The organism is Buchnera aphidicola (Cinara pseudotaxifoliae) (genome assembly GCF_900128595.1).
Taxonomy (GTDB): domain Bacteria; phylum Pseudomonadota; class Gammaproteobacteria; order Enterobacterales; family Enterobacteriaceae; genus Buchnera_F; species Buchnera_F aphidicola_J.
The window spans coordinates 157,579-178,258 of sequence record NZ_LT635893.1 but is presented as its reverse complement, the minus strand read 5'-3'; the positions used below and the strand labels follow the sequence as shown (position 1 = coordinate 178,258).

Below are 20,680 nucleotides of genomic sequence, written 5' to 3'. Positions count from 1 at the left end.
ACAATTCTCCCATAATTTTTAAAATAAAAAAAAATATGCTAATATACAAATTAGTATTAAATAAAATAATCTTTATAGAAAAATTTCATATTTATTTTAAATAATATATTATTATAAATTTAATAAGTTTTAAATTATATTTAAAATAATATTCTGAAAAATCTTTAATACATAAAGATATATTTATATACACATTATATCATAATATGACAAAATTATTGATATCGTTTTTGTATTTCCAGTAAAATACATAATATTTATTTAAAATAATATTTTTATATAAATAAATCATCATTTTTTCATATAAAAATTTTATAAATAAAACAAAAAATAAATCCATAGAAATGAAAAATATTTTAAAAAATGAATACGATATTCAACAAATGCGAATATCTGGAAAAATTACAGCTAACGTATTAGAAATGATCGAGCCATATATAGTGCCAAATGCCTCTACAGAAGATATTGATAAAATTTGCTATTATTATATAACACAAGTCAAGCAAGCTATACCGGCTTGTTTGGGATACAAAAATTTTCCTAAGTCTATATGTATATCTATTAATGATGTTGTTTGTCATGGAATTCCAAACAAAAAATTATTATTAAAAAATGGTGATATTGTTAATATAGATGTATCAGTAATCAAAAACAATTACTATACCGACGCATCAAAAATGTTTTTTGTAGGATCCGTAAGTAAAAAAAATAAACTTTTATGTAAGATCGCTAAAAAAAGTCTTTATTTATCTTTAAAATGCATAAAAAACAAAAAAAAAATAAATACCATTGGAAAGATTATCCAGCAATACGTAGAAAAAAAAAATTTTTCAGTAGTTAAAGAATATTGTGGGCATGGAATAGGAAAAAATTTTCATGAATTTCCGCATATTTTACATTTTTATAACCAAAATGATTATATAATTATGCAAACTGGAATGATATTTACTATAGAACCTATGGTGAACGAAAAAGCACCGTTTGTACATTGTATGGAGGATGGTTGGACAGTAAAAACAAAGGATGGTGGTTTATCCGCACAGTACGAACATACAATTTTAGTAACAAAACATGGATGTGAGATAATAACACACCAAAAAAATGAAAAAATTCCAAAAATTCTTTTCAATACATAGTGTATATACGCTTAGCACTTAAAAAATAATATTTTCATTTTTAAATAAATCAAATCATTAAATTATTTTTAATAAAATTGTTAATTTACTTTATACAAATAGTACAAAACAATCATGTAATTCCAACAGGTCAATAATCCAGATGACGAAAATACAACAGAATATTGAAGAAATTTTTCAAAAAAAAAACCAAGAACATAACTACAAAATTACTAAAAATGAAAAAAAATATATTACCTATACAATATCCCAATTAAATTCTGGACTAATTAGAATCGCAGAAAAAATTCACGGAAAATGGATTACACATCAATGGATAAAAAAATGTGTACTACTATATCTCTATTCTAGAGACAATAAAATTATAAAAACATCAAACAATGTTTTTTATGATAAAATACCATTAAAATATAAAGATTATAATGAATCACAGTTTATTCAAGATGCTATACGAATAGTCCCAAATTCAATAGTAAGATTTGGTTCTTTTATCAGTAAAAATGTAGTACTTATGCCTAGCTTTATTAATATTGGAGCTTATATTGGTGAAAATACTATGATTGATACTTGGTCTACTATAGGTTCCTGTGCTCAAATTGGTCATAATGTACATATATCAGGAGGAGTAGGAATTGGTGGTGTATTAGAACCTTTACAGAATAATCCTACTATTATAGAAGATAATTGTTTCATTGGGGCGCGATCTGAAATTGTTGAAGGAGTTATTGTAGAAAAAAATTCAGTAATTTCTATGGGAGTATATATTGGTCAAAGTACAAAAATTTACGAACGAGAAACAGGAAAAATATTTTACGGAAGAGTTCCTTCTGGATCAGTAGTAGTACCAGGTACATTACCTTCTAAAAAACACTATAATGTAAATTTATACTGTGCAGTAATAGTTAAAAAAGTTGATAAAAACACCTTAAAAAAAACAGAACTAAACACTTTACTACGTAATATTGCAAATTAATTGAGTATTATTAAATAATATTTCATTATTAACGAATATCCGCCTAAAAAACAAGGCGGATATTGTTTCAATTGTAGTTACAGACAATAAATTACCAAACAAAAAACTGTACAAAAATAATCATATATACAACTATATACTTTTTTTATAATCAAAATAGTTTTAAAACAGGACTTATAATCAATGATACTGTTATCAGGCGCTGAAATGGTTATACAATCATTAATAGATTTAAAAATAGACACAATATTTGGATATCCTGGAGGAGCAGTATTAGATATATACGACGCATTATATACATTAGGTCAAAAAAAAATACAACATATATTGGTACGACATGAGCAAGGAGCAGTACATATGGCTGACGGATATGCTAGATGTACAGGAAAAATTGGAGTAGTTCTAGTTACATCCGGACCCGGAGCAACTAACGCAATTACAGGAATTGCAACAGCATATATGGATTCTATCCCTTTAATTATTATTTCTGGACAAGTATCTTCTAATTTAATTGGATTTGATGCATTTCAAGAATGTGATATGATTGGTATTTCTAGACCTATTGTTAAACATAGTTTTTTAGTAAAAAAATCTGAAGATATTCCGTTAATTTTTAAAAAATCATATTTTCTGGCATCTACAGGAAGACCTGGTCCAATAGTAATTGATTTACCTAAAAACATTTTGGACCAAAAAATAAAAAAAAACTATATTTGGCCACAAAATATAAAAATAAGATCTTATTACTGCAATAAAAACAATAATAAAAACTATATAAAAAAAGCATTAAATAAAATTTTAATATCTAAAAAACCTGTTATTTATGCAGGAGGCGGTATTATTAGTTCCAATAGTCATTCTGAATTATATTCATTAGCCACTCTTTTAAATATTCCTGTAACACTATCTCTTATGGCTTTAGGAGCTTTTCCTGGAAATCATCCTCAATGCTTATCTATGTTAGGAATGCACGGAACTTATCAAGCTAACATGGCAATGCATTATTCAAATACAATATTAGCTATAGGAGTCAGATTCGACGATAGAACAACTAATAACGTAGAAAAATATTGTCCTAATGCAAAAATAATACATATTGATGTTGATCCAACTTCTATTTCAAAAACTATTACCGCAAATATCCCTATTATTGGAGATGCAAAAAAAATATTACAAACTATGCTAGATATCCTTAAAAAAAATTCATTCAGTAGATCTAAAACATACTTACATGCGTGGTGGAAAAAAATTAAATCATGGAAAAGAATAAAAATTAAAAATCAAAAAAATTTTACTTCTACAATAAAATCACAAAATTTTATAAAAATTTTATATAAATTAACACAAGGAAACGCGTATGTAACCTCTGATGTTGGACAACATCAAATGTTTACAGCATTAAACTATACATTTGACAAACCTCGTCGCTGGATTAACTCTGGTGGATTAGGAACAATGGGATTTGGTCTACCGGCAGCTTTAGGGGTGAAAACAGCATTTCCTAAAAAACTTGTTATTTGTATTACTGGGGACGGCAGTATACAAATGAATATACAAGAATTATCTACTGCAAAACAGTATGGTCTCGCTATACTAATAATTAATTTAAATAATCAATCATTAGGAATGGTAAAACAGTGGCAAGATATAATCTATGAAGGAAGACATTCTCATTCATATATGCAATCTTTACCAAATTTTATAAAATTAGCTAAATCATTCGGACATATAGGATTAAAAATTAAAAAACCCGAAGAAATCATTAAAAAATTAAAAATAGCTATACAAAAAGTTCAATTAGGATCATTAGTATTTGTAGATGTCTATATAGACCCAGATGAACATATTTACCCTATGCAAATTAAAAATGGTGGGATGAATGATATGTTATTACAAAAATAGGATAATTTTAAATTATGCGTCGTATTTTATCAATTTTACTAGAAAATGAGTCAGGAGCACTATCTCGAGTAATTGGTTTATTTTCACAACGCGGGTATAACATAGATAGTCTGACTGTAGCTCCCACAGAAAATAATAAAATTTCTCGATTAACTATTCAAACTTTTGGTAATAAAAAAACAATTGAACAAATAGAAAAACAACTACAAAAATTAATTGATGTACATAAAGTCGTAGAAATTACTAATAAAAATTATGTAGAAAGAGAAATTTTATTAATCAAAATCAAAATACATGAATTTAAAAAACTTCACAAAGTTAATCAATTACTTGAAATTTATCAAGGAATAATAATTGATTGTTCTTCAGAAAAATATATTATTCAAATATCAGGTACTAACAATATTATTGATTCATTTTTAAAAATCATACAAAAATCTTTTAAAATTATTGAATTATCTAGATCTGGTGTAATCAGTATTAACTGTCATTAACTATGTTTAATTGAAAAAAAATACATTAATTACATTATTTAATTAAAATCATTCATTTTAACCATTTATACATTTTCTATTAAACATTTTAAAAATTTTTTATTTTTAAAAAATCATGTTTAGAGAATGTATAAATTTTACATTAATTATAAAAATCATGTCACATATATCAGTATTACTAAAAGAATCAATCAATGCTTTAAATATTAAACCTAATGGAACATACATTGATGGAACATTTGGTTCAGGTGGACATTCGTTAGAAATATTAAAACATATAGGAAAAAAAGGAAAACTGTATGCAATAGATCAAGATCCCCAGTCTATATGTCTTGGAAAAAAAATAAATGATAATAGATTTTTTCTCAAACAAGGAAATTTTTCTAAAATAATAAAAGATTTACATTATATTGATAATATAAAAATTGACGGAATATTACTAGATTTAGGGGTTTCATCAACACAAATAGACACAGCAAATAGAGGTTTTTCATTTATGAAAAACGGACCTTTAGACATGCGTATGAATAATACAACCGGAATACCTGCATGGCTCTGGTTACAAAAAACCAACCAAAAAAAAATAGAAAAAGTTTTAAAAAATTTTGGAGAAGAACGATATGCAAGAAAAATCTCTCATTATATTATTGAAAGAAACAAAAAAAAACCTATTTTACAAACACTAGATTTAGTAAAAATTATTAAAAAAGTAATTCCCAAGAAAAATCAATTTAAACATCCTGCCACTCGAACTTTTCAAGCTATACGAATTTATATTAATCAAGAAATAGAATCATTAAAACAAATATTAAAAATTTCAATAAAAATTCTAAAAACTCAAGCAAGAATAGCAATCATTAGCTTTCATTCTATTGAGAGTAGAATTATAAAAAATTTTTTTAAAAAATATAGCAAATATCAAATACTTCCCAAAGGGTTGCCCATAACTGAAAAACAAATTAAAAAACAAACATTTGAAAAAATAAAAATCATCAAAAAAATAAAACCTAGTAAAATAGAAATTCAAAACAATCCGCGTGCACGTAGTGCTATATTAAGAATTGCAGAAATATTATAACTTCAATAATATTAAAAAAGCAAAAAATATACCATCTAATACAAAAATTTATATATATAAATTAATTTATTCCAAAAAAATCTACATTTTATTTTTTTAAGAATAAATCACTATATCATCTAAATTTTTTATATATTTATATAAAATATAAATAACTTTAAAAAAACAACACCGTGATATATATGATGATAAAAATCAAAAGAAATTTTCTTATTAACATATATATAAAAAGAATAATTATATTTTTATATATAATAAAAATATATATAAAATATATATATATTAAATAGTATATAAAATACTATATTAAATATATATGTTAAAATAAAAATATATATAAATTCTATTCACAGCGATTAAATAATATTTAAATTATGATAAAAAAAATAAATAATATTCAAATATTACTAAGTCCATGGATTAATAATATTCCTCAAAAAAAAATTTGTAATATTACCCAATACAGCAATACAATTAAAAGTGGTGATTTATTTATTTCATTACAAAAAAAAAAAATCGCAAAAAAAAATCACATTTTAACAGCTTTAAAAAAAAAAGCCAGCGTTATTTTATATGAAACAGAGAAAAATAAACATGGATTATGTATATCTACACAATTTAATACGTTAATTATTTATTTTAAAAAATTAAGCCACTATATACATCAAATATATGAAAGATTCTTTAATAATCCACAAAAAAAAATAAAAATAATTGGAGTAATAGGAACATATGGAAAAACCACTGTAGTTAGTTTAATTGCACAATGGGAAAAACTTATTAACAAAAAGATCGGCATAATAAAAAACTTAGAAAACTCCATTAATATACACACGCAATCCTCTTATAATAATATTAATTATATGAATTCTATTCAAAAAAAATTATATCATTTAGTAAAAAAGAAAATAGATATTATAATAATAGAAATGTCTTATCATGTTTTAATGCAAAAACAAATGTCTAATTTAAAATTTGAATCAGTAATATGTACAAACCTAACTAATAATCTGATAGATGGTCAGAAAAATATGTTTCAAAAAGAAAAAATAAAGTTTTCTTTTTTAAAGAAAAATATAATCAAAAATATTATTTTGAATGGAGATGAAAATATTGCAAACAATTGGATAAATAAATTTAAAAATAAAAATGTTATTTCCGTCACTATATTTAAAAAAAACAATGTTTTTAATACAAAATTTTGGATAAATGCTATAAAAATCATTTATAGTACTTCACGCACAAAAATTTTTTTTAATTCATCTTGGGGTTCAGGAAAATTATATAGCCTTTTATTAGGTAACTTTAATATTACTAATATTTTATTAGCCATGACGTCCATGTTATTATTAAACTATTCAATCAATATACTTGTTCAAAGTAGTAAGTTTTTAAAACCTATACGCAGAAAAATGGAAAAAATTCAAGTCAATCAAAGTCCTTTATTTGTCATAAATAACGTTCATTTACCACAAATATTATATCGTGCACTATACTCTTTAACTTATTATAACTGTAAAAAAATTTGGTGTATTTTAGGATATGAAGAAATAAAAAACATCAGTACAAGAAAAATTGTAGGAAATATAATAGGAAAGTTTTCTGATTTTATAGTTTTTATCAATAATTATCCACAAAACAAACAAGAAAAATTAATTTTACAAGATATATTAAATGAATGTAATAAAAAAAATAAATTTTTTATATTTTATAATATAAAACAAGCAATACAATTTATTTTTTCTCAAACTAATAAATATGATATAATATATGTATCAGAAAAAGAAAACAAGGTAAGAAAAATTATCAAATATATACATACCGTTTCTAAAAAAAATAGTAAGACTATATAAATAGTCGCATATAAAAATCTTCATAAAAATAAAAAATTAATCAAGATAAAATCATTTCAGATAGTATTTAATATTGTAAAAAATTACACACAAAATATTTATTTAAATATCACAATAAAAAATATTTATCATGATTCCTCACAAATGAGAAATCATTAATATATCTATGTTAATGATTTTTAATATCATTTTAGAATAAACATAGTACATTATTTTTTAATTAAAAAAATATATACATATAAATGTAATTCTAGGAAAATATATTTTGTTTTTTAATAAAAAAAAATAAAATTAACAATATTTTATTTACTAAAAAAATCAAACAATCTATATTTAATAATAATATACCACCTTTAAAATTCAAAAAAATTGTTCGATAATAATAAAAATACATGATTTATTAAAATTTAATAAATATTTAATAATTTCATTATTGTAATGCTAACATTACAATGTAATTTTATTGCTAAAAAACTTATGTGTATAATTTTTTTATAAATATTTAATGAAAAAATCGTATAACATAAAAATATTATAATGAAAATTATAATTACAAAAAATTATAAAATATTTTTTATATATAAATATTTATATAATATTTACTATTACATATTTATATGAAATATATACATCATATACTACATTTATAACACATTAAACCAATCATCTAATTTAATTAAAAATATGAACTATTCAATAAAAAAAAATATTATTACCGGATTGGAAATAGGAGCAACAAAAATCACTGTACTAATAGGAGAAATTCTTCAATGTGGGATGATTAATATAATTGGATTTAGCAAAAAACGAATTACAGGAGTAGAAAAAGGAAAAATTAACAATTTAGAATTATTAATACATTGTATTAATGCATCTATTCAAGAAGCAGAAAAAATGGCACAGTGCAAGATTTATTCTGTATATCTTTCAATATCACATAATGAAATTAACTGTCAAAATGAAATTGGAATTACTCCTATAAAAAACAGTGAAGTAACTCAGCAAGAAATAGATACAGTTATTAAAACAGCCAGATCTGTTAAAATAAAATATAATCATAAAATTTTACATATTATTCCTCAAGAATTCTTAATTGATAACCAATCTGGTATAAAAAATCCTATAGGGCTTTCAGGTATGCGGATACAGGCTAATGTACATCTGATTACAGGAAATATAAATATTCATAAAAATATCATAAAAGCCATTCAAAAATGCGGAATATATGTAAAAAAAAACATATTTATTGGTTTAGCTTCTAGTCTTTCTGTGTTAACAGAAGAAGAAAAAGATTCAGGGGTATGTTTAGTAGATATAGGAGGAGAAACAATAAATGTTAGTGTTCATATAAACGGTTCATTAAATCACAATGCAGTTATACCTTATGCAGGAAATACTGTAACGCGTGATATTGCATACGCATTCTCTTTATCTTATTCTGATGCAGAATTCATAAAAAAAAAATATGGGTATGCTATAGAAGATGTTTCAATTACATGTAAAAACTTAGACATTATGACAAAAAAAGGAGAAAAAATAATTAATTGCCATCATCAGTCTTTAGTCGAAGTTATTGAACCAAGATATACAGAATTATTACAGCTAGTAAATAAAGAAATTTTAAATTCGTATACTAATTACTATGATGTTAATCAAAAAAAATATCCTAAAATTTCTAATATAGTATTAACAGGAGGATCGTCTAAAATAAAAAATTTATTAAAATGTGCTAATAAAGTATTTCAAACTAATACTATTATAAAAAAACCTTGCAATATTCCAGAAATACCTAGAAATCTTGCTCAACCAGAGTATGCTGCTGTTGTCGGATTATTGCAATACGGAAAAAATCATCAACAATCAGTTTTAATAAAAAATAAAAATAGAGGATTTTTTAAATATTTATTTACTCAAATAAAATACTTATTAATACATTAATTAAAGTACAAAACGTATAATAATTTTAATTATTCTAATATTATGGAGTATATTTTATGTTTGAACCTTCTGAGTTAAGTAATGATGCAGTTATTAAAGTTATTGGTGTTGGTGGAGGTGGAAGTAATGCTGTTGAACATATGGTTCGCGAAAAAATAGAAGGTGTGGAATTTTTTGCTATTAATACGGACGCTCAAGCATTAAGAAAAATAGCTGTAGGACAAACAATACAAATAGGAAATAATATTACAAAAGGTTTAGGAGCTGGAGCAAATCCTGACGTAGGAAAAAATTCTGCTGAAGAAGATAAAGAAACATTAAAATCAGCATTAGATGGAGCTGATATGGTTTTTATAGCGGCAGGAATGGGGGGAGGTACTGGTACCGGAGCTGCTCCAGTAGTAGCAGAAGTTGCCAAAGAACTTGGAATATTGACAGTAGCTGTAGTAACCAAACCTTTTAGTTTTGAGGGAAAAAAAAGAATGAATTTTGCTGAACAAGGATTAAATGAATTGTCTAAATACGTTGATTCTCTCATAACTATTCCTAATGATAAATTATTGAAAGTTTTAACACGTGGAATATCATTGCTCGATGCATTTGGAGCTGCAAATGATGTACTGAAAGGAGCAGTACAAGGAATAGCAGAACTAATTACTCGACCAGGACTAATGAATGTTGATTTTGCAGATGTAAGAACCGTCATGTCAGAAATGGGTTATGCTATGATGGGAACAGGATCAGCTTCAGGAGAAAATAGAGCAGAAGAAGCTTCTGAGATCGCTATATCTAGTCCTTTATTAGAAGACATTGATCTTTCAGGAGCTAGAGGAGTTTTAGTTAATATAACCGCTGGTTTTGATTTAAGATTAGACGAATTTGAAACTGTTGGAAACACTATTCGAGCATTTTCATCTGATAACGCAACTGTAGTAATTGGTACTTCACTAGATCCACAAATGGATCATTCTTTAAGAGTAACAGTAGTGGCAACAGGAATTGGTATGGAAAAAAGATCTGAAATTTCTTTTATGAGAAATAAATCGTCTAAAGAATTATTAGTAGATTATAGAAACCAATCATTAAGAAGAAACAGAGTAGTAAACGATTTAAAGAATATCAAAACAAATACCAATAATAATTTTAAAACTACACAAAAATATGAAAAAAATTTTTTAGATATTCCAGCTTTTTTAAGAAAAAATAGTAATTAATAATTATTACTTTGCTTTTTAAATAAAATATCAATTATTTTATAATGATTCAATAAATTTTAGCATATAAAATCCATTAAATACTATAATAAACATAATTCATAAAAATATTTTTATATATCTATATTATTAATTTTAATGTAAATCAAATTTTTCTTTAAACTAGTACAAATAATTATACTGTTAAAAAACAGAGTTTATATGAAATCATCAACATATTCATTTGATATTACAGCTACGGCAATCAAGAGGGTAAAAAGTCTTTTACTCGTGAAAAAAAACTTACAATTAAAATTGCGTGTATATATAACAGGAGGTGGTTGCAGCGGTTTTCAATATGGATTTAAATTAGATAAAATTATAAATAAAGATGATATTTATATAAAAAAATCGGGTATAACAATTGTTATTGATCCAATCAGTTTTCAATACTTAATCGGAGGAAAAATAGATTATATAGAAAATTTAGAAGGATCAAAATTTATGATTAGTAACCCAAATGCTCAAACAACATGTGGATGCGGATTATCATTTAGTATATAAAAATCACATACAAAATAATACTCCATTGCATATATACTACTGTGTAAATAGTATACAAAGTATACAGTTTATATGTGTAATAGTTTTTTGTTTACACTGTTTATCAAGTATATCATTATTTAGAGCAGGAAGTAACCTGCTCTGTAAAATACTTCAATTATATATAAACAATAACTTATTTACACTTTATAATAAAAAAAACAAAAATATATTTGAAATATAAAAAATATATATTTTAATTAAACAAAATTAACATATTTTATATGTAATTTAAATAATATTTAATATAATCTAAATATCAAAGTAAAAATAATATAATAGAATTATCAATATAGTGTTTTTATTCAATAAACATTTATATATAAAACATCAAATATATTTATATTTAGATACATAAACAGTTTAATCTATATTATAAGTATAAGTATTTAAACATCAACATATGCTAATTAATACATTAATTTCTTAAAATGTAACAGTGTATTATTTTGTATTAATCATATCTGTAGCTGTACCATGAAACAATTGTGCTGATATATTAACTGATTCCGATAGGGTAGGATGGGGATGAATGGTGAGGGCTAAATCTTCTATATCACACCCCATTTCAATAGATAAATTAATTTCTGATAATAATTCTCCTGCATTCTTACCAATAATTATACCTCCAATAACTCTATTGTTGTCTGTATCAACAATTAATTTAGTAATACCACGATCTGCACAATTAGAACTAATTGCTTTTCCAGAAAATTTCCAAGGAACTGTAACCGATCGACATTGAATACCTTGTAATTTTGCTTGTTCTTCCATAATACCTGTCCATGCAATTTCTGGGTTACAATATGCAACGCAAGGAATAGATCTAGGTTCAAAAAAATGTTTTTTTCCACAAATTACTTCTGCGGCGATATGTGCTTCGTGTATTCCTTTATGCGCTAACATTGGTGTCCCGATTACATCACCAACGGCAAAAATATTTGATATATTAGTTCGCATTTGATTATCTACTTGAATAAAACCTGAAGAATTTAACTGAATATCTACAGATGATATATTTAAATTATGAGTGTTAGCAACCCTACCAACAGAAATTAATATATTATCGTATAAGTTATTATACACAATATCATCAGATGATTTAGTTTTTATTTTAATTCCTTCTGTACTACAAACTAAATTTACAACTGAAGTATTTAAATATATATTAAAATATTTTTTAGTATATTGAATGAATAATTCACCCATATCCTTATCTATAGATGGAAAGAATGTTTTAGAACTGTCAATAATATCTACTTTTGATCCTAATGCACTATATATTGTCGCCATTTCTAATCCAATAATACCCGCTCCAATAATTAATAATTTTTTAGGAATCACAGTACAATTTAATGCTTGAGTAGAATTCCAGATACGACTATCTATTCCAGATATATTTGGTAATGTTACCGGAGTAGATCCAGAAGCAATAATAGCATGTTCGAACCTAACATGATACTCCACATCATTATTGACTACCTTTAATGTATTTTGGCTAAAAAAAGTAGCTAGTCCTTTCAATATTTTAACTTTTCTATGTTGAGCTAAATAATATAAACCATCGTTTAACTTAGTTATAATATTATTTTTCCACTCTCTGACCTGAGAAATATCTAAGGAATTACAATTACCAATATTTATGTTATATTTAGAAAATCCTTGAATTTCTCTTATCAAGTTAGCTAAATACAGTAGTGATTTAGATGGGATACAACCAACATTCAAACATGTTCCCCCTAAAACTCCATACTTTTCTATAATTATAGTAGACAGGCCCAAATCAGAACATCTAAAAGCAGCAGAATATCCTGCTGGTCCTCCACCAATGACTACTACGTCAATATTAATATAATTTTTCATAAAATACTCTTTTTTTTAATACTAATAAATATTATTTATATCACTTTGATTTATATAAACAATAACTATAAAAATTATTACACTGTTTATTAACTACTACACTAATAAATTTTTAACTTCAGATAATAAAAAACCTAAAAAATTTGTAAAACGCGCTCCATCGGCTCCATCAATTACACGGTGATCATACGATAAAGAAAAAGGAAGTATTAAACGAGGACAAAACTTGTTATTGATCCAAACAGGTTTTATTGTTGCTTTTGATACACCTAGAATACAAGATTCAGGTGCATTAATAATAGGAGTAAAACCAGTTCCACCGATTCCTCCTAAACTAGAAATAGTAAAACTACCATCTTGCATTTCTGAAATGTTTAACTGATTATTTTTTGCTTTTTGAGCTAGATTAAATATCTCACATGATATTTCACTAATATTTTTATATTTTAAATTTTTTAAAACCGGAACTAATAAACCGACTTGTGTATCTACAGCTATACCGATATTTATATTGTTATTTAAAATAATGCCATTTTTTTTCACATCTAAAACACTGTTAAATCTAGGATATTTTAATAAAACATGAACAACAGATTTTACTATAAACGATAGTAATGAAATTTTTTGAAAATTTTTATTTGTAACATTACGAGAGTTATAAGATTTTCTGAACTCCTCTAAATCAGTGATATCTGTTTCATCAAATTGAGTAACATGTGGAATACTTTTCCAATTGTTTAATAATTTACTTCCAGAAATTTTTTGAATATTAGTTAATAATTGATATTCTTGATTACTATTTTTACCATTTAAGTTATCTTCTTTTAATGAAGTATCGTTAGTATGATATACTATACCATTATCATTCAAAATATTATATTTTTTCAAATCCTTTTTAGTAATACATCCCTTTTTTCCGCTTCCATGAACATCTAACAAATTAATGTTAAGTGTTCTAGCAATACGACGAACTATCGGAGATGCATAAATTTTTTCATTTTGATAATTATTTTTAGAACTAACACTATTATTAATATTCAATTGATCACGTTTATTAACAATACAACCATTGTTAATCTTATTTTTTTTAATCAAATTATTTGTATAACAACTTTTTGTTATAACTATCATTAATTTATTTACAGGAACTGATTCTCCTACTTTAATACAAATTTTTTTAATAATTCCAGAAACAGGAGAAGGTATTTCTAATACAGATTTATGACTTTCTACAGACACTAAACCATCTTCTTTGATTACTTTATCTCCTACTTGTACTAAAATTTCAATTACTTCTGCACACTTCATTCCAATATCTGGCATACATACTTCTACGTCCACTATATCACCTCTTATATGAGCCTAGGATTTGGTTTATCGGAAATAATATTTAATTTTTTTAAAGCATTAATTAAAACTACTCTATTTATTTTTCCTTGCTGAATTAGCGCATCTAAAGCTGCGCTTACAATATAAGATGTACCAATCTCAAAAAAATCACGTAATTTTTTTCGACTATCAGATCTTCCATATCCATCAGATCCTAATACACGAAATATATTTGATGGTATATATGCTCTAACTTGTTCTGCAAAAATTTTCATATAATCAGTAGCTGCAACAACAGGTTCTTGATTCATAATTGAAGTAATATATGGTATTTTTTTTTTCTTTAAAGGGTGTAACATATTCCAACGCACGCAATCTTGACCATCACGAGCCAACTCTGTAAAAGATGTTACACTATAAATATCAGAACCAATTTGATATTCAGATAATAAAAATTTAGCAGCTTTTTCAACACACCGCAAAATGGCCCCGGAACCTAGTAGTTGAATATGACCTATGCTTCCAGAATATGTTTTCAATTTATAAATACCCTTACAAATTCCTTCTATCATATCATGCGACATCTTAGGCATAACATAATTTTCATTTAAAGTAGTGATATAATAAAAAACATTCTCTTGTTTTTTTCCATACATACGCTCTAAACCAGATTGTATAATAACAGCTAATTCATAACTGTAAGTAGGATCGTAAGAAATACAATTAGGTATAGTTGCAGATAAAATATGACTATGTCCATCTGCATGCTGTAAACCTTCTCCGTTTAATGTACTCTTTCCAGATGTTGCTCCAATTAAAAAACCTCTTGCTTGTTGATCTCCACACGACCACAAAAAGTCTCCTATTCTTTGAAAACCAAACATAGAATAATAAATATAAAAAGGTATCATAGGAAAATTATTAGTACTATAAGAAGTTGCTGCAGCTAGCCATGAAGAACCGGCTCCTAATTCATTAATACCTTCTTGTAAAATTTGACCGTTAGTGTCTTCTCTATAATAAAAAATCTGATCTTTATCGGCAGGTGTATATTTTTGTCCTTGATAATTGTAAATACCAATCTGACGAAATAAACCCTCCATACCAAAAGTACGTGCTTCATCTGCTATAATAGGTACAATTCTATTTTTTATATGAGCATTTTTTAAAAGTATATTTAGAATACGTACAAAAGAAATAGTGGTAGATATAGGTCTTACTTGTTCATCTAGTAATAAGCGAAAATCTTCTAGAGGAGGTATTGATAAACATTCGGAAAAATTATTTAATCGAAAAGGTACATAACCGTGCAGTTTTTTTCTTTGATCATGTAAGTATTGATACTCTATAGAGTCCGAAGAAAACTTTACATATGGTAATTTTTGTAAATCTTGTAAATCTATCTTTATGTTTAATTGTTTTTTTAGGTGCTGAATATCTTGAATATCTAATTTTTTAATTTGATGAGCAATATTTTTACCTTCAGCAATATTTCCTAAACCATAACCTTTAACCGTATGAATTAATATAACTACTGGTTTGTTTTTTATTAATTTAGCTGCATGAAAAGCAGAGTACAATTTTTTAAAATCATGACCACCCAGTGTTAATTTCCAAATATCATCATCAGTCATATTATCAACTAATTTTTCTGTTTCTGCGTATTTACCAAAAAAATATTTTCGAATATAAGCGCCGTTTTTAGATCTAAAAGTTTGATAATCACCATCAACTGTCTCATTCATTAGTTTTTTTAAATGCCCCGATACATCTTGTTCTAATAAAGAATCCCATTGACTTCCCCAAAGCACTTTAATAACATGCCAGCCAGCGCCTAAAAAAAAATCATTTAGTTCGTTAATAATTTTTCCATTCCCATGAACAGGACCGTCTAATCTTTGTAAATTACAATTAATAACAAATATTAAATTATCTAATTTTTCTCGTGCAGCAATTGTAACAGCTCCTTTAGATTCAGGTTCATCCATTTCACCATCACCTAAAAAAACATATACAGTTTGTTTTGAAGTATTTTTTAAATTTCTATTATACAGATATTTTAAAAATTTTGCTTGATAAATAGCTGAAATAGCACTTAAACCCATCGAAACAGTAGGAAATTGCCAAAAATTAGGCATTAATTTAGGATGCGGGTACGAAGATAATCCTTTTCCGTTAGTCTCTTGTCTAAAATTGTCTAATTGTTCTTTTGTTATACGATTTTCTAAGTATGCCCGAGAATAAATACCTGGAGATATATGTCCTTGAAAATAAATCAAATCACCGCTGTCATAATTATTACAAGCACGAAAAAAATGATTAAAACAAACTTCATAGATCATAGCAGATGATTGAAAAGAAGAAATATGTCCTCCTAAATCTAAATTTTTCTTTGAAGCTCGTAAAACCATCATAATTGCATTCCATCGTACTACTGAACAAATTTTTTTTTCTATTTTAATGTTTCCTGGATATTTTGGTTCTCGATTAACATGAATAGTATTTATAAAATTAGAAAAAACATTTTTATGAATATTAGTATCTTTTAACATTCGTGAGTTTAAAATTTTATTTATTAAAAAATGAACTCGTTTTATACCATATCTTGTTATTACAGATTCAATAGAATCTATCCATTCAGATGTTTCGATAGGATCAATGTCTTTAAGAATATTTTTTGACATACTGTTACAAACCTTTAAAATAACTACATATTAATAATTTAATCACTGATATAATTTTAATAATTTTTCTATTTATTTTATTTGTGATATTATAAAATATAATATAGTATATATGAAGTAATGTTTATATCTAAAGTAGTTTAAATTTCATTTATCGCACAATATATTTTATTTAATTAAGATTTTTATTTAAATACAATATATTTTTATCTTAAAAAATTGATCATATACAATCATTTTATCGTTTTACATATTCATATAAAAATATATCTTTAAAATACATGCAACTATTGAAAAATAACGGATAAATAATTAAACGTAAAATTTTTTAAAAAAAATATATTCTTTTAATGAACAAAGATCTTGTTTTTATATATAAATTATATATTCTTTTTAATACATCCAGTGTACTCATGAGCGCATAACAAAAATCATTATTAAAACTAATAAATAACAGAAAAAAAGACATATTCTAATATTAAAAAAATTTTTAAAACATAAAAATTAGCTTACAATCATGTTATTTTAATAGATTTCATGATTAACAAATGAAATTCATTATAATCCTTACGATCAATTATATTCATATATACATTTTTTTTTTGTTCAAAATCTACATAAAAAATATTAACTAAACTTTTTATTACATTATTTTTTATAGATTCTAACATGGATTGAAACATAAAAAACGATTCTCTTTTATATTCTTGTTGAGGATCTTGTTGAGCATATCCTCGTAAATGAATACTTTGTCTTAAAAAATCTACTGAATTTAAATGTTCTACCCAAAAAATATCTAATATTTGTAACATAACTGATTTTTCAATCATATTAGAACATTTTTTCGAAACTAAAGAAGTATTTTTACTATAACTAAATTGTATTGTAGTAACAATTAAATCGATTAATTTATCTACATTGTCATATAATGTAGTGTCATGTTCTAAAAATTTATTAATTGATTTAATAAAATAAAAATTATTTTTTAACTCCTTTTCCAAGGATCTAAAACTATCTTGATTAACTGTATTTCCAGAAATATATTGTTTAATACAAAAATTAATTCTATCTTTTAAGATTTTTAAAATATGATCGTGAATATTAGATATATTAATTAACTTATTTCTTTCTCTATATACTACTTCACGTTGTTCATTAATAACATTATCATATTCTAATAATTGTTTTCTTATATCAAAATTTTGATTTTCTACTTTTTTTTGAGCTCTTTCAATTGCAGAATTTAACCAAGGATGCTCAATAGATTGTCCTTTTTTCATTCCAATCGTTTTAATAAAACTAATAATATTATCGGAAGCAAACAAACGAATTAAAGTATCATCTAATGATAAATAAAATCTTGAAGAACCAGGATCTCCTTGTCTGCCAGATCGTCCCCTTAATTGATTATCTATTCTTCTCGAATCATGTCGTTCAGTTCCTATAATATGTAAACCTCCTGATTTAATAACTGCATGATTTTTTTTATTCCAAGAATATTGAAATACACTTTTCCTATTAACAATACATTGTTTTTTTCTTGTCTCTAATTTTATTCCTCCTAAAACAATATCAGTACCCCTTCCAGCCATATTAGTTGCAATAGTAACAGCCTTTGGTTCTCCAGCTCGGGATATAATTATTGCTTCTTTAGAATGCAATTTAGCATTTAAAACATTATGTGAAATATTAATTTTTTTTAATATTTTAGAAATTTTTTCAGACTTTTCTATAGAGACCGTCCCTACTAGGACGGGTTGTCCTCGTTTTACACAATCCTGTATATCAGATATAATTGCATTAATTTTATCAAATTCAGAAAGATATATTAAATCAGACATATCATTACGAATCATAGGTTTATTAGTGGGTATAATAACAGTATCTAAATTATAAATGGAATTAAATTCGCATGCTTCTGTTGAAGCTGTACCTGTCATACCTGATAGCTTAGAGTATAAACGAAAATAATTTTGTAATGTAATTGATGCTAGTGTTTGATTATCATTATGTATAAGTACTTTTTCTTTTGCTTCTACTGCTTGATGTAGTCCATCAGACCATCTTCTTCCAGACATAATTCTTCCTGTATGTTCATCTACAATAATTATCTTGTTATTTTGTACCAGATAATCTATATTTTTTAAAAAAATATAATGTGCTTTTAGCGCTAAAAGAACATGATGAATGAAGAAAATATTTTTAGATAAATACAATGATTCTGATTTAGATAAAAAGTTATGTTTTACTAATAACCTTTCAAGTTTAATTAATCCTATTTCAGTTAAATGAACTTGACGTTGTTTATAATCTATATAAAAATCACCTATTTTATCAGTTTCAGTGTAATTTTTTTTATTTTTAGGGATTAAATAAGGAACTAAAGAATTTATTTTTTGATATAAAAAATCACTATTTTCTATAGGTCCGGAAATTACTAAAGGTGTTCTGGCTTCATCGATTAAAATTGAATCAACTTCGTCTACTAAAGCAAAGTGCAGTTTTCTTTGTACTTTTTGTTTATTACAAAAAACCATATTGTCTCGCAAATAATCAAAACCATATTCATGGTTAGTACCATAAGTAATATCTGCTAAATATGCTTTTTTTTTATCTTCTTGTGAAATACCAGATACATTAACCCCAACACTTAATCCCAAAAATTCAAATAAAACACGATTTTTATTTGCGTCTCTATTCGCAAGATAATCATTCATTGTAACAATGTGTACACCGTCACCTAACAAAGCATTTAAATATGCCGGAAGAGTAGCGGTCAGTGTTTTTCCTTCTCCGGTACGCATTTCAGCAATACTCTGTTTGTGTAAAATAATTCCTCCTAAAATCTGTACATCAAAATGACGCATTCCAAAAACTCGTTTACTAGCTTCCCGAACAACAGAAAAAGCTTCTGGAAGTAATGAATCAAGAGTATCTCCATATTTTAATCGTAATTTAAATTCATCTGTTTTTTTTTTTAACTCATAATCTGTAAGTTGTAGTAAATCTTTTTCTAACATATTGATTTTAACTACAATTTCATTCAAATTTTTTAAAATACGTTCATTGCGACTTAAAAAAAAATTGTTAATTATTTTACCTAACATAGTTAAATCTCATATTTTAAAACTACAAGTAAAAAATCGCATACAGTTTAACAAACATTTGATAAAAATATTAATCCATAAAATATCGTGAAACTAAATAAACATATACATATATTATTTAACATATTTTACTATGTAAAATTTTTATAGACACGTATAAATATGTTTATATATATAAATAAAATTATTACATGCATAACTAAAAAAATGTACTATATATTTTATATAAAGAAAAAAAATATAAATAATAAAAATTACACACTTAGTGCATATAAGAATATGTATTTCTAAAATGCACACATGTGTTACTTTTAATAAAATAAAAATCATTAATAAAAATCTTAAAAAAATAAAAAATAAATTCTAATATTTTCCATATTATCATATATATAAAATATATGGATAAAAACAATGAAAAGTTTTTATAAATAAACGTTTTTTTAATTAATTAATTTTATTAATAAAATGCATATAATTTAAATATTATTTATAACAATAAATTTTTATACTTAAATATAAAAATACTA

General features: G+C 24.8%; 13 protein-coding genes. 9 read left to right on the top strand and 4 right to left on the bottom strand.

Annotated elements, in window-relative coordinates:
* Positions 1-344: 344 nt before the first annotated feature.
* The 9 genes from map to erpA all read left to right on the top strand — a co-directional run bounded on the left by map (position 345) and on the right by erpA (position 11,131).
* On the top strand, positions 345-1,136 hold the full coding sequence (gene map / locus BUCIPSTX3056_RS00740; protein WP_075474602.1) for a type I methionyl aminopeptidase: 792 nt from the start codon (positions 345-347) through the stop codon (positions 1,134-1,136).
* A gap of 142 nt (positions 1,137-1,278) precedes the next feature.
* Complete coding sequence (gene dapD / locus BUCIPSTX3056_RS00735; protein WP_075474600.1) at positions 1,279-2,109, top strand: 2,3,4,5-tetrahydropyridine-2,6-dicarboxylate N-succinyltransferase; 831 nt, start codon at positions 1,279-1,281, stop codon at positions 2,107-2,109.
* Positions 2,110-2,292: 183 nt separating this feature from the next.
* Positions 2,293-4,011 (top strand): biosynthetic-type acetolactate synthase large subunit, encoded by a 1,719-nt coding sequence (gene ilvB / locus BUCIPSTX3056_RS00730; RefSeq protein ID WP_075474599.1) that lies wholly within the window; start codon positions 2,293-2,295, stop codon positions 4,009-4,011.
* 14 nt (positions 4,012-4,025) lie between these two features.
* Positions 4,026-4,505, top strand: a complete 480-nt coding sequence (gene ilvN, locus BUCIPSTX3056_RS00725) for an acetolactate synthase small subunit (protein WP_075474598.1) — start codon at positions 4,026-4,028, stop codon at positions 4,503-4,505.
* A gap of 145 nt (positions 4,506-4,650) precedes the next feature.
* Positions 4,651-5,583: a 16S rRNA (cytosine(1402)-N(4))-methyltransferase RsmH gene (gene rsmH / locus BUCIPSTX3056_RS00720; protein WP_231938287.1), complete on the top strand. Its 933-nt coding sequence runs from the start codon at positions 4,651-4,653 to the stop codon at positions 5,581-5,583.
* Positions 5,584-5,957: 374 nt separating this feature from the next.
* On the top strand, positions 5,958-7,436 hold the full coding sequence (locus BUCIPSTX3056_RS00715; RefSeq protein WP_075474594.1) for a Mur ligase family protein: 1,479 nt from the start codon (positions 5,958-5,960) through the stop codon (positions 7,434-7,436).
* A 684-nt stretch (positions 7,437-8,120) separates the two neighbouring features.
* Positions 8,121-9,374, top strand: coding sequence for a cell division protein FtsA (gene ftsA, locus BUCIPSTX3056_RS00710; protein WP_075474593.1), 1,254 nt, complete (start codon positions 8,121-8,123; stop codon positions 9,372-9,374).
* Positions 9,375-9,430: 56 nt separating this feature from the next.
* Positions 9,431-10,588: a cell division protein FtsZ gene (gene ftsZ, locus BUCIPSTX3056_RS00705; RefSeq protein WP_075474591.1), complete on the top strand. Its 1,158-nt coding sequence runs from the start codon at positions 9,431-9,433 to the stop codon at positions 10,586-10,588.
* Positions 10,589-10,789: 201 nt separating this feature from the next.
* Entirely contained in the window at positions 10,790-11,131 is a 342-nt protein-coding gene (erpA, locus tag BUCIPSTX3056_RS00700; RefSeq protein ID WP_075474589.1) for an iron-sulfur cluster insertion protein ErpA, read from the top strand.
* Positions 11,132-11,614: 483 nt separating this feature from the next.
* Here erpA and lpdA read toward each other — a convergent pair whose 3' ends face one another.
* The 4 genes from lpdA to secA form a co-directional block, all read right to left on the bottom strand.
* Positions 11,615-13,033 (bottom strand): dihydrolipoyl dehydrogenase, encoded by a 1,419-nt coding sequence (gene lpdA, locus BUCIPSTX3056_RS00695; RefSeq protein ID WP_075474587.1) that lies wholly within the window; start codon positions 13,031-13,033, stop codon positions 11,615-11,617.
* Between the two features lie 96 nt (positions 13,034-13,129).
* Positions 13,130-14,374: a 2-oxo acid dehydrogenase subunit E2 gene (locus tag BUCIPSTX3056_RS00690; RefSeq protein ID WP_082253721.1), complete on the bottom strand. Its 1,245-nt coding sequence runs from the start codon at positions 14,372-14,374 to the stop codon at positions 13,130-13,132.
* A gap of 11 nt (positions 14,375-14,385) precedes the next feature.
* The gene (aceE, locus tag BUCIPSTX3056_RS00685; protein ID WP_075474585.1) at positions 14,386-17,046 is read right to left on the bottom strand and encodes a pyruvate dehydrogenase (acetyl-transferring), homodimeric type; all 2,661 of its coding nucleotides are present in this window, start codon (positions 17,044-17,046) and stop codon (positions 14,386-14,388) included.
* 515 nt (positions 17,047-17,561) lie between these two features.
* The gene (gene secA, locus BUCIPSTX3056_RS00680) at positions 17,562-20,153 is read right to left on the bottom strand and encodes a preprotein translocase subunit SecA (protein ID WP_075474584.1); all 2,592 of its coding nucleotides are present in this window, start codon (positions 20,151-20,153) and stop codon (positions 17,562-17,564) included.
* Between the last annotated feature and the right edge of the window lie 527 nt (positions 20,154-20,680).